The sequence below is a fragment of the Bacillus thermotolerans genome (assembly GCF_000812025.2).
Classification (GTDB): Bacteria; Bacillota; Bacilli; order Bacillales; family Domibacillaceae; genus Quasibacillus; species Quasibacillus thermotolerans.
Window position 1 is genome coordinate 15,591 of the sequence record NZ_JWJE02000019.1, and the last position, 12,150, is coordinate 27,740.

Consider the following 12,150-nt stretch of genomic DNA (forward strand, 5'->3'; position numbering starts at 1 on the left):
GATTATTTGCATAGGAGGAATGAAGAATGAAACCACTAACGGGTGCACAAATCCGCCAGAAATTTTTAGACTTCTTTCAGGGAAAGAATCACCGGGTAGAACCGAGCGCTTCGCTTGTTCCCCACGATGATCCAAGCTTGCTTTGGATTAATAGTGGAGTAGCTACATTGAAAAAATACTTTGATGGCCGCGTGATTCCTGAAAATCCCCGTATTACGAATGCCCAGAAAGCAATTCGTACGAACGATATCGAGAACGTCGGGAAGACAGCGCGTCACCATACATTCTTTGAAATGCTTGGAAACTTCTCGATTGGCGAATATTTTAAAAAGGAAGCTATTCATTGGGCCTGGGAGTTTTTAACGGATGAGAAATGGATGGGTATGGATCCAGAGAAGTTATCCGTTACGATTCATCCAGAGGACGATGAGGCGTTCAATATTTGGAATCAAGAGGTAGGCATACCGGAAGAGCGGATTATTCGATTGGAAGGCAACTTCTGGGACATTGGTGAAGGACCGAGCGGACCGAACTCGGAAATCTTCTATGATCGTGGTGAGGACTATGGAAATGATGCAAACGATCCTGAGCTTTATCCAGGAGGAGAGAATGACCGTTATTTAGAAATCTGGAACCTCGTTTTCTCCCAATTTAATCATAATCCAGATGACACTTACACACCGCTTCCGAAGAAGAATATTGATACGGGCATGGGACTTGAGCGCATGGCTTCTGTTATGCAAGAAGTGCCAACTAACTTCGATACAGATTTATTTATGCCAATTATTGAAGCAACTGAAGCGATCTCTGCTGTAAAGTACGGAGAGAGCAAAGAAAAAGACGTGGCATTTAAGGTGATTGCTGACCACATTCGCACGGTTACTTTCGCAGTTGGCGATGGAGCTCTTCCTTCAAACGAAGGCCGGGGGTATGTGCTGCGCCGTTTGCTGCGCCGTGCTGTTCGCTATGCAAAGCAGATTAACATTAACCGTCCATTTATGTTTGAATTAGTTCCAACAGTTGCGGAAATTATGCATGACTTCTATCCGGAAGTGCAAGAAAAACAAGAATTTATTCAACGAGTCGTAAAGAACGAGGAAGAGCGCTTCCATGAAACACTCCATGAAGGACTGTCTATCTTGTCGGCAGTCATCCAATCAGCCAAAAATAATGGATCAGATACGATTGATGGTTCCGATGTATTCCGTCTGTATGACACGTACGGGTTCCCTGTAGAATTGACAGAGGAATATGCAGAAGAGGAAGGCATGAAGCTGGATTACGACGGTTTTGAAAGAGAAATGGAGAATCAGCGGGAGCGTGCACGCGCTGCTCGCCAAGATGTAGGATCGATGCAGGTGCAAGGTGGTGTCCTTGGTGATGTTAAGGTGGCAAGTGAATTTGCCGGCTATGAAGAATTAATGACAGAAACAACTGTAGAAGTCATTATTGCCAATGGCCAAATTGTCGAGCAGGCGCAGGCTGGTGAATCTGTACAGCTCATTTTGAAACGGACACCATTCTATGCGGAAAGCGGCGGTCAAATTGCAGACAAGGGAACAATTGAATCGGATGAGGTAAAAGCAGCTGTTCAAGACGTGCAGAAGGCGCCAAATGGCCAAAATGTCCAGCATGTGATCGTCGAGAGCGGTACACTGCGCAAGGGCCAGAAGGTTACAGCCCGCGTCGATGCGGACTCACGAAACCAAATCATTAAGAACCATACCGCTACCCACCTGCTGCATCAAGCGTTGAAGGATGTGCTCGGTAATCATGTTAACCAGGCGGGATCCCTTGTAGAGCCTGACCGTCTTCGTTTCGACTTCTCCCATTTCGGTCAAGTTACGGCAGAAGAGCTAGAGAAGATTGAAGAAATTGTCAATGAGAAGATTTGGAACAGCTTGCAGGTAGATATTGCCCATAAGTCGCTCGATGAAGCAAAACAAATGGGTGCGATGGCTTTATTCGGTGAAAAGTACGGAGATGTCGTCCGCGTTGTTTCGGTGGGTGATTACAGCCTTGAGTTATGCGGCGGCTGCCATGTACCAAATACATCAGTGATCGGCCTCTTTAAAATCGTTTCTGAAAGCGGAATTGGTGCAGGGACACGCCGCATTGAAGCGGTGACAGGGGAAGAGGCTTACCGTGTACTAAATAGCCAGGTAGCCCTTTTGAAGGAAGCAGCTGACAAATTGAAGGCAAATCCAAAGGATATCGTTACGAAAGTGGAAAGCCTTCAAGCAGAATTAAAAGAAGTACAGCGAGAAAATGAATCACTTTCACAAAAGTTGTCTAACATAGAAGCAGGAAGCTTGCTTGATCGTGTACAGGAAGCAAATGGCGTTAAATTCCTTGCTGCCCGCGTTCAAGCAGCCGATATGAACAATTTGCGTTCGATGGCGGATGAGCTGAAACAAAAAATTGGCTCTGGAGTGATTGTACTTGCTGCCCCAACACAAGACAAAGTGAACATTATTGCTGCAGTAACAAAGGATTTAATTGACAAAGGCTACCATGCCGGCAAGCTGGTGAAAGAAGTAGCTGCACGCTGCGGTGGGGGCGGAGGCGGACGCCCTGATATGGCACAAGCCGGAGGAAAAGATCCGTCTAAAACAGAGGAAGCACTTAAATATGTGGAAGAGTGGATGAAATCCATTTGATTCCATGGAAAAGTATTGTACAATGGAAATAACTTGTACAAGCGAGAGAGTGTCCACTGTCAAGCTTAAAGAGAGGTGCTACCATGGGCTCTTTTGATCAAACCATGAAATTTAATTTTTCAGAAGAACCGTTTGATAAGAATGTAGAAGAGGTACTTTTTAAGGTATATGAATCTCTTCAGGAGAAAGGATACAATCCGATTAACCAAATTGTCGGGTATTTGTTATCGGGTGACCCTGCATACATTCCGCGGCATAATGATGCCCGCAACTTGATTCGCAAGCTCGAACGTGATGAAATTATCGAGGAGCTTGTGAAAACATATTTAAAACAGCAGCGAGAGGAATAATTATTATGAGAGTGATGGGGCTTGATGTCGGTTCCAAAACCATTGGAATAGCCATCAGCGATGAGCTTGGCTGGACGGCCCAAGGAATAGAAACCATCCGTATTGATGAAGAGAACAACAACTTTGGGCTTGACCGCATTGAGAGCCTTTGCGGGCAATATGAAGTGGGAAAATTCGTTGTCGGCTTGCCGAAGAATATGAACAACACGATCGGGCCGCGCGGAGAAGCTTCTCAAGCTTTTGCTGAAAAGCTCGAGAAGCGGTTTTCCCTGCCGGTTGTTCTTTGGGACGAGAGGCTGACAACTATGGCTGCGGAAAGAGTGTTGCTTGAAGCGGACGTCAGCCGAAAAAAACGCAAGAAAGTAATCGATAAAATGGCTGCTGTTATGATCCTGCAAGGGTTTCTTGACAGTCAAAAATAACGAGGTGACCAAAATGGAACATGGTGAAAAGCAAATTACAATTATTGATGAGAACGGCAGCGAGCAGCTGTGTGAGGTCTTGCTGACTTTTGATTCCGAGGAATTTAATAAATCCTATGTACTTTACTATCCGGTAGGCGCAGAAGATGGGGAAGAAGAGGAAATTGAAATTCATGCTTCTGCCTTTACTCCTGCTGAAGATGGAGAAGACGGTGAATTGCAGCCGATTGAGTCGGATGAAGAGTGGGATATGATTGAAGAAATGCTCAATACATTCCTAGCTGAAGAGGACGAAGAGTAATTCTACAATGACTAGCAGCCTGCTGTACGGCGTGTGCGCTTGAATGGCAAGAGAAGGTAAAAGAGGTATCCATAAGTCAGGAAGATCGGCTTATGGGATAACCTCTTTTTTCTATTGTTCCTTTCTCGGTGAATTGTAGTATAATGGGAAGCAGAAAAAACCCGGTATGTGTTGAAAGGGGCAGATATATGTCGAAGCAATCACCTAGCCGTCCGACAAATAACAGGCGGCGAGTCAAAAAAGCTATTTTCGCTGCGATTGTGTTGTTTTTACTAATCGTTGGCGGATTAGCAGCAGGAGGATATTTCTTTGTTCAATCGGCACTCGAGCCGGTTGACCCAAATGATGATACACCAATACAGGTGGATATTCCACTAGGCTCCAGCCTGTCCGTTATTGCTGAAACATTAGATCAAGAAGGCGTAGTGAAGAGTGCAGAGGTGTTCAAGTATTATGTGAAGTACAAGAATGAAGAGGGCCTCCAAGCTGGTCAATATACGTTTACGCCAAACATGACATTGGATGAGATTATCAGCAGTTTAAAGACCGGTAAGGTAACAGGCCAAGGAGAACTGGAGATTATTATACCTGAAGGGTACCAGCTGACACAGATCGCCGCTGAGATTGCTAAAAAGACAGGCGTGAAAGAGGAAGAAGTTTTAACCCTTATGAATGATAAGGCTTTTATCCAGGAAATGATACAGAAGTATCCTAACCTATTAACAGAGGAAGTATTCGCGGAAAATATTAAGTATCCACTTGAAGGCTATTTATATCCTGCTACATATCATTATGACAGCAAAGAAAAGCCGATTAAGGAAATTGTGGAAGAAATGATTAAGAAAACAGACAGTGTGCTTGCTCAGTACCGTTCTTCCATGGAAGCTAAACAAATGACGGCTCATAAGTTGCTGACGATGTCTTCGCTTATTGAGGAAGAAGCAACTGAGAAAGCAGACCGGCGCAAGATATCGAGCGTGTTCTATAACCGTCTAGATAAAGGGATGCCGCTGCAGACAGACCCGACTGTCCTTTATGCTTTAGGTGAGCACAAGAGTCGTGTGCTGTATAAAGACTTAGAGGTGGATTCTCCATATAATACGTACAAGGTAACAGGGTTGACACCGGGGCCGATTGGAAACAGCGGGGTTTCTTCTATGGAAGCGGCTTTGAACCCCGAAGAAACCGACTTCCTTTACTTCCTTGCTTCTCCAGAGGGAGATGTTTATTATTCTAAAACATTACAAGAACACAACCGGTTAAAGGAAAAATACATTACGAGCCACTATGAGGGTCAGCAGTAATAACAGTGAGGAGAGATCGCATTTTCCTCTTTGTTATGGTAGAATAATTTGGGTATTTTAAAGAGAAAAAATAGGAACAACTGATAAAGCAGAAAGCTGATAAAGCTTTCTTCTTTTTCTTATCAAGCCTTATGAAAGAGGAGAAGGTTATGGACGAGAAGATCCATCATTATATTGAGTCGTTAATACCGAAGAGAACCGGGCTCTTTGCTGAGATGGAAGAATTTGCCCGAGAGCAAGGTGTACCCATCATGGAGAGCGTCGGGATTGAGGTAATGCTGCAAATGCTGCGGATTCAGCGCCCGGCGCGCATCCTGGAGATCGGCACAGCTATTGGCTATTCTGCGCTAAGAATGGCGGCTGCCTTGCCTGGCACTGAGATTGTTTCTGTAGAAAGAGATGAAGAACGTTATAAGCAGGCTATTAGCTATTTAGATCGTTCTGAACATGGCCGCCAGGTAAAGGTGCTGTTTGGTGATGCACTTGACCTGTCAGCTCAGGCAAGGGAGCTAGGACCATATGATGCCATCTTTATCGATGCGGCGAAGGGCCAATACAAAAGGTTTTTCGATATGTACTCTTTATGCTTAGCAGAACGTGGCGTCATTTACACAGATAATGTATTATTTAAAGGCCACGTGGCAGGAATTCCGGTCGAATCTAAGCGGATAGACCGCTTGGTGAAAAAGATCCAATCTTATAACGAATGGCTAATGAACCATGAAGAATATGATACGATCATTATCCCGGCAGGAGACGGATTAGCTATTAGCCGAAAAAGAGGTGAAGAATAACAATGAAGAAACCTGAATTGCTTGTTACCCCACATCGCGTAGAAGATCTATTGCCGCTGTCAGAAGCCGGTGCTGATGCGTTTGTCGTAGGTGAACAGCGGTACGGACTTCGCCTAGCGGGAGAATTTAATCGGGAAGATGTGAAGAAAGCGGTAGAACTGGCTCACTCGAAGGGTAAAAAGCTATATGTGGCTGTTAATGCGATCTTTCATAACGATAAAGCAGAAGAATTGGATGACTATATTGCTTTTGTGCAGGATGCAGGGGCAGACGCCATTATATTTGGCGATCCGGCGGTTCTGATGGCTGCAAGAAGTGTCGCGCCCAATATGCCGCTGCACTGGAGCACGGAGACGACGGCAACAAACTATTTCACCTGTAACTATTGGGGAAAGCGTGGAGCTGTTCGAGCGGTGCTTTCCCGGGAATTAAGCATGGAAGCGGTTATTGAAATAACGGAGCAGGCTGAAGTAGCAATTGAAGTACAAGTTCATGGTATGACCTGCATGTTCCAGTCGAAACGGCCGCTGCTCGGTCATTATTTTGAGTATCAGGGCAAGGTCATGGAAATAGAAAACCGCAAAGAAGCAAAGAATATGCTTCTTCATGACCCAGAGAGAAACAATAAATATCCAATTTTCGAGGACGAGAATGGTACTCATATTATGAGTCCGAACGATATTTGCATAATTGATGAGCTAGGGGAATTAGTAGAAGCAGGCGTGGACAGCTTCAAGGTTGACGGTATTCTTCATTCTCCTGAATATTTAGTAGAAGTGACAAGACTCTACCGGCAGGCGATTAACCTGTGTGCGGAGAATCCGGAGGAGTATGAAGATACCAAGGAAGAGTGGCTTGAAAGAATCGAGGCCATCCAGCCGGCCCACAGGCCATTGGATACCGGCTTCTTCTTTAAAGAAACTGTTTATTAAATGAGGAGGAACGATCGTGACTGTGACCGTAAATGATGCGATTTCAACAATAGTTAACGGCAAGCGGGTCATTACGAAGAAACCCGAGCTTTTGGCGCCAGCCGGCACGCTGGAAAAGCTAAAGATCGCTGTTCATTATGGGGCAGATGCTGTTTATATTGGCGGGCAGGAGTACGGCCTGCGTTCAAATGCTGGAAATTTCACATTCGAGGAAATGAAGGAGGGTGTGGAGTTCGCCAAGCAGTATGGAGCAAAAATTTATGTAACAACGAATATTTATGCTCATAACGAGAATATTGACGGATTAGAGGATTATTTACGCGGCTTGGAGGAAGCAGGAGTAGCGGGAATTATCGTAGCAGATCCGCTCATTATTGAGACGTGCCGAAAGGTAGCACCGAACGTAGAGGTTCACTTAAGCACGCAGCAATCGCTGTCAAACTGGCGCGCCGTCCAATACTGGAAAGAGGAAGGGCTGCACCGTGTTGTTCTCGCAAGGGAAACGACCGGAGAAGAAATGCGCAAAATTAAAGAGAAGGTCGACATTGAAATTGAGACATTCATTCACGGAGCTATGTGTATTGCTTATTCTGGCCGCTGTGTGCTGAGCAATCATATGACAGCCCGTGATTCTAACCGGGGAGGGTGCTGCCAGTCCTGCCGCTGGGACTATGATCTGTATTCACTAGAGGAAAATGGAGAGCAGGCGTTGTTTTCAGAAGAGGACGCCCCTTTTGCGATGAGTCCGAAAGACCTGCGGCTTGTAGAGTCTCTGCCTAGCATGATTGAGATGGGCATTGACAGCTTGAAAATTGAAGGGCGCATGAAGTCCATTCACTATATTGCTACAGTGGTAAGTGTATATCGCAAAGTAATTGACAGCTATTGCGCTGATCCTGAAAGTTTCGAATTCAAACAGGAATGGCTGGATGAATTGGAGAAATGTGCGAACCGGCCGGCTGCTCCAGCTTTCTTTGAAGGAATGCCCTCTGCGGATGAGCAGTTATTTGGTGTGCATGGCAAGAAAGCCTCTCATGATTTTGTGGGCCTTGTATTGGATTACGACAACGAAACGGGAATGGTGACCTTGCAGCAGCGTAATTTCTTTCGGCCTGGCGATGAAGTAGAATTTTTTGGACCAGAAATTGAAGGTTTTACTCAGAAGGTAGAAACGATTTGGGACGAGAAGGGCAATGAGCTCGACGCTGCCCGCCATCCATTGCAGGTCGTCCGCTTTAAGGTAGAACAGCCTGTGTACCCGAATAATATGATGCGAAAGGAGCTGGCTTAAATTTGGCGAATCAGAAGCCAGTCATAATAGGAGTAGCCGGCGGTTCCGGCTCTGGAAAGACGAGTGTAACGAGATCCATCCATGATCATTTCAAGGGCCATTCCGTAATGGTGATTGAACAGGACTATTACTACAAGGATCAGCAGCACCTGCCGTTTGAGGAGCGGTTGAAGACTAATTACGATCACCCGCTTGCTTTTGATAATGATTTGTTGATTAAGCATTTGGAAAGGCTGCTGAAGTATGAGCCGATCGAAAAGCCGGTATACGATTATACGCGTCATACCCGCTCTGCCGAGACGATTCATATGGAGCCTAAGGACGTTATTATTCTTGAAGGCATTCTTATATTAGAGGATGAACGTCTGAGAGAATTAATGGATATTAAATTGTTTGTAGATACAGATGCAGATTTAAGGATCATTCGCCGGATGATCCGTGATATTAAAGAGCGGGGGCGCACCTTTGAATCGGTAGTTGATCAGTACTTGAACGTGGTGCGGCCTATGCATAACCAATTTATTGAGCCGACGAAGCGTTATGCAGATATCATCATTCCAGAAGGTGGACAAAATCACGTAGCGATTGATTTAATGGTGACGAAAATTCAAACCGTTCTTGAACAAAAAGCTATTTTATAGTATCTTTTTATGAAATAGACACTATATGGAAAAAGGCTGTCTGACCTGCCTGAGAAATAGCTGCTGCATGGTTTCGCCCTGCGGCAGCCTTTCGCTAGTGGGGATGGCGTGCTCATGTTTATTTGTTTTCCTGATCATATGATGGGAAACGTTGAGATGAAAAGGAGTGGAAGGAACTTGTCAACAGAAAAAGTATATCCAATGACCGAAGAGGGCAAAGCGAAGTTAGAGCAAGAGCTTGAGTATTTAAAAACGGTTAGACGTAAAGAAGTAGTAGAAAGAATTAAAATTGCCCGCAGCTTCGGAGACTTATCAGAGAACTCTGAGTATGATTCCGCAAAAGAAGAGCAAGCCTTCGTAGAAGGACGAATTGGTACGATCGAATCAATGATTCGCAATGCGAAAATCATTGAAGAGAATAACAGTAACGTGGTTACGCTAGGAAAAACAGTTGTATTTAAAGAACTTCCTGATGGGGAAGAAGAATCCTATACAATTGTCGGCAGTGCAGAGGCAGACCCGTTTGAAGGCAAGATTTCAAACGATTCACCAATTGCGAAAAGCCTGATTGGCAAAGGTGTCGGTGAAGAAGTGAATGTTCAAACGCCTGGCGGAGAAATGCAAGTGAAGATTATTTCGATAAAATAATATTTAGATGACAAAGCGCTGAAAGCCCCGTCTTTTAGCGCTTTTTTCTGGTATAATCTCTTCATGTGAAAGGACAGTCATGGTAAAATGTGATTGGATGTTGCAGAGGGAGGAATAAAATTATGGCACAGCACACGCGTGCAGAAAGAAAAGTAAAACAAAGAAAAACGAATCGCATTTTAAACACAGCAATTGCGGTTGTTGTTCTTCTAATCATTGTCGTCGCCTTTACCATTTTCTCAGGGGGACAAGATGAGTCGGCTAATCAGCCGGAGCAGCAGGTGGAGAACAACTCATCAACGGCCAGCCAGACAGAGCAGGCAGATGACGAACAATCTTCAGAAGCTCCAGCAGAAGAAGAGCCGTCTGGCGATTCATCTGAGGATGAAGCAGCGGTAGCTGATGAAGAGGAAAATAAAGAAAAAGAAGAAGAAAACGAGGATAACCAGGAAGAAGTCGTTGTGAAGGAAAGTGACAAAGCGAATGTAGAAGAGGAAATTGTTGATCCTAACTGGTCGCCTGTAGGCACGTCTCAATCTGGTAATCACACTTCTTCATTTGATCAGGGCTCTGTAGACTGGCAAGAGAAGGAGCAAGCTCTTTCATACGCCACTGGCATTCCTCAAGAGAATATGACCGTGTGGTATATTAGCGGGAATGGACCGGACAGTGCAATTGGTACCGTTTCAACAAAAAGCAATCCTGATGAGGCATACCGGGTATTCATTACTTGGGTAGATGGTGAAGGATGGAAGCCGACTAAAATGTATAAGCTTGAACATAACGATAAGCGATAATAATAAGAGGGAGCGCCAATTGGCAGACTCCCTTATTTTTTCGCCTTAAAATGCACTACAGCGGAAAAGTATTTGCGCCCGTCTGCATCCGTGTGCACCTGATGGGATACAGAATGAACGCCGAGCAAAATGGCACGGTTTTGTTCAATTTTGTCTGCGATCTTTTTTTCTAAGGAAGCAAGGTCTCCCGCTTCAAAAAATTCAATCTTATCTTCAATCATTTCAAGCTGAAACGCCAATAGTGATGTCTCCTTTCCAAAGTAAAAATGTCTCCCTTCTTATGTATACAAGATAGAGGGAAGCGATGACAAGCAGTTCTTATAGAAAGATGATAAAATAAAATCAATACATAGAAGGATATGGAGGAATAAAGCATGAAAGTAGCAATTATCGGAGCAATGGAAGAAGAAGTAGCTATTCTGAGAGATCATATTGATAACCGCCAAGCAGAGACGATTGCAAACAGTGAATTTACAACAGGAAGCATGCATGGTACCGAGGTGGTGCTTCTGCGTTCAGGTATTGGAAAGGTTAACGCAGCAATGACAACCTCTGTTCTTCTTCACCATTACAAGCCAGACGTAGTTATTAACACAGGCTCTGCTGGCGGACTAGATCCTAATTTAAATATCGGAGATGTGGTGATTTCTACTGAAGTTCGCCATCATGATGTAGATGTAACTGCATTTGGCTATGAATACGGGCAAGTGCCGCAGCTGCCTGCTGCATTTGAAGCAGACCATCAGCTTGTAGGGATAGCAGCCAATTATGCAGCGAGTGAAGGAGTACAAGTGGTAAAAGGTTTGATTGCTACGGGTGATTCTTTTATGAACGACCCAGAGAGGACATTGGCAATTGGCGAAAAATTCAATGGGCTGCAAGCAGTAGAGATGGAAGCTGCTGCGATTGCTCAGGTGGCTTATCAATTCGGAGTCCCTTTTGTGATCATTCGCTCGATTTCTGATATAGCTGGGAAAGAGTCCAGCATTTCCTTTGAACAATTCCTGCCTAAGGCTGCCCGTCATTCGGCTCAGCTTGTAATGAACATCGTTCGTCAAATAGGTGAGAAGTAAATCTGAAGAATTTTTGAAAACGCTGCTACAATTCATTTCATTTGTGGTACATTATTAGTAAACAGCTTATGTGAGCGTGTAAGGAGTGAGAGAGATGGTCATGATGATTATGGCGCTGCTGCTTGCTACAGTGATGGGAATTTTAGTTTCTGTTACAATCGATTAATAAGGGAAAACCGGCTGAATCGTGAGAGCCGGTTTTTTTGCGCCTATGTGTCTCTTCCTTTCTCTTCTTTATAGAACTCATGAAACATTTTCATGAGCGCGCGTTTCTCAATGCGCGACACATAGCTTCGTGAGATGCCAAGTTCTTTTGCTATTTCACGCTGGGTCTTTTCCTTCTGATGGTTTAAGCCGAAGCGGGCAATAATAACCTCTCTTTCACGGTCATCAAGTACACGAAGGAAGCGCAGCACTTTCTTTAGCTCCAAGGACAACAGAATATGCTCTAAAACATCTTCATCATCGGATTTTAAAATATCCAGCAGATTAATTTCGTTTCCTTCCTTATCGTGACCAATCGGGTCCTGCAGGGAAACATCCTTTTTTGTCTTTTTAAGGGCGCGCAAGTGCATCAGGATTTCATTTTCAATACATCGCGCCGCATAGGTAGCGAGCTTTGTCCCTTTTTCTCCTGAATAGTTTTCGATGGCTTTAATTAAGCCGATTGTGCCAATGGAGATTAAATCCTCTGCGTCTTCTCCTGTGTTCTCGAACTTCTTGACAATGTGAGCGACAAGACGCAGGTTGTGCTCAATTAATTTGTTCCGCGCCTCCTCATCGCCCTTTGCCATCCGTTCTAAATACATCTTTTCTTCTTTGGCAGAAAGCGGCTGTGGAAAGGCGTTGTTCTTGACGTAGGAGACGAAGAAAATCAATTCCTTTACTGCGTACGATAAAGCCGCAATAATGCTGAGCATAGGAGCCCTCCTTTTCC

14 protein-coding genes are annotated in these 12,150 nt (G+C 44.6%); 12 read left to right on the forward strand and 2 right to left on the reverse strand.

Going from position 1 to position 12,150, the window contains the following annotated elements:
* The first annotated feature begins 26 nt into the window (after window positions 1-26).
* The 11 genes from alaS (at window position 27) to QY97_RS09505 (ending at window position 10,140) form a co-directional block, all read left to right on the forward strand.
* Window positions 27-2,660 (forward strand): alanine--tRNA ligase, encoded by a 2,634-nt coding sequence (gene alaS / locus QY97_RS09455; RefSeq protein WP_039238235.1) that lies wholly within the window; start codon window positions 27-29, stop codon window positions 2,658-2,660.
* A gap of 83 nt (window positions 2,661-2,743) precedes the next feature.
* Window positions 2,744-3,010: an IreB family regulatory phosphoprotein gene (locus tag QY97_RS09460; protein ID WP_039238237.1), complete on the forward strand. Its 267-nt coding sequence runs from the start codon at window positions 2,744-2,746 to the stop codon at window positions 3,008-3,010.
* Between the two features lie 5 nt (window positions 3,011-3,015).
* Entirely contained in the window at window positions 3,016-3,432 is a 417-nt protein-coding gene (ruvX, locus tag QY97_RS09465) for a Holliday junction resolvase RuvX (protein WP_039238239.1), read from the forward strand.
* Between the two features lie 13 nt (window positions 3,433-3,445).
* Window positions 3,446-3,733, forward strand: a complete 288-nt coding sequence (locus tag QY97_RS09470) for a DUF1292 domain-containing protein (RefSeq protein ID WP_039238241.1) — start codon at window positions 3,446-3,448, stop codon at window positions 3,731-3,733.
* A gap of 188 nt (window positions 3,734-3,921) precedes the next feature.
* Window positions 3,922-5,037, forward strand: coding sequence for an endolytic transglycosylase MltG (mltG, locus tag QY97_RS09475; RefSeq protein WP_039238243.1), 1,116 nt, complete (start codon window positions 3,922-3,924; stop codon window positions 5,035-5,037).
* 149 nt (window positions 5,038-5,186) lie between these two features.
* Window positions 5,187-5,831, forward strand: a complete 645-nt coding sequence (locus QY97_RS09480) for an O-methyltransferase (protein WP_039238245.1) — start codon at window positions 5,187-5,189, stop codon at window positions 5,829-5,831.
* Window positions 5,832-5,833: 2 nt separating this feature from the next.
* Window positions 5,834-6,763, forward strand: coding sequence for a peptidase U32 family protein (locus QY97_RS09485; protein WP_039238246.1), 930 nt, complete (start codon window positions 5,834-5,836; stop codon window positions 6,761-6,763).
* A 22-nt stretch (window positions 6,764-6,785) separates the two neighbouring features.
* Window positions 6,786-8,054 carry a peptidase U32 family protein gene (locus QY97_RS09490; RefSeq protein WP_039238318.1) on the forward strand — a complete coding sequence of 423 codons (1,269 nt, stop codon included), beginning with the start codon at window positions 6,786-6,788 and terminating at the stop codon, window positions 8,052-8,054.
* A gap of 2 nt (window positions 8,055-8,056) precedes the next feature.
* Window positions 8,057-8,695 (forward strand): uridine kinase, encoded by a 639-nt coding sequence (gene udk / locus QY97_RS09495; RefSeq protein WP_039238247.1) that lies wholly within the window; start codon window positions 8,057-8,059, stop codon window positions 8,693-8,695.
* 177 nt (window positions 8,696-8,872) lie between these two features.
* Window positions 8,873-9,343 carry a transcription elongation factor GreA gene (greA, locus tag QY97_RS09500; RefSeq protein WP_039238320.1) on the forward strand — a complete coding sequence of 157 codons (471 nt, stop codon included), beginning with the start codon at window positions 8,873-8,875 and terminating at the stop codon, window positions 9,341-9,343.
* A 122-nt stretch (window positions 9,344-9,465) separates the two neighbouring features.
* Entirely contained in the window at window positions 9,466-10,140 is a 675-nt protein-coding gene (locus tag QY97_RS09505; protein WP_039238248.1) for a YrrS family protein, read from the forward strand.
* Window positions 10,141-10,172: 32 nt separating this feature from the next.
* On the opposite strand, the gene QY97_RS09510 is transcribed toward QY97_RS09505, so the two are convergent.
* On the reverse strand, window positions 10,173-10,379 hold the full coding sequence (locus QY97_RS09510; RefSeq protein ID WP_039238250.1) for a YrzA family protein: 207 nt from the start codon (window positions 10,377-10,379) through the stop codon (window positions 10,173-10,175).
* Window positions 10,380-10,514: 135 nt separating this feature from the next.
* On the opposite strand from QY97_RS09510, the gene mtnN reads away from it, so the two are divergent.
* Entirely contained in the window at window positions 10,515-11,213 is a 699-nt protein-coding gene (mtnN, locus tag QY97_RS09515) for a 5'-methylthioadenosine/S-adenosylhomocysteine nucleosidase (RefSeq protein ID WP_039238252.1), read from the forward strand.
* 209 nt (window positions 11,214-11,422) lie between these two features.
* Here the strand turns inward: mtnN and sigK are convergent, their stop codons facing one another.
* Entirely contained in the window at window positions 11,423-12,133 is a 711-nt protein-coding gene (gene sigK, locus QY97_RS09520; protein WP_039238254.1) for an RNA polymerase sporulation sigma factor SigK, read from the reverse strand.
* Between the last annotated feature and the right edge of the window lie 17 nt (window positions 12,134-12,150).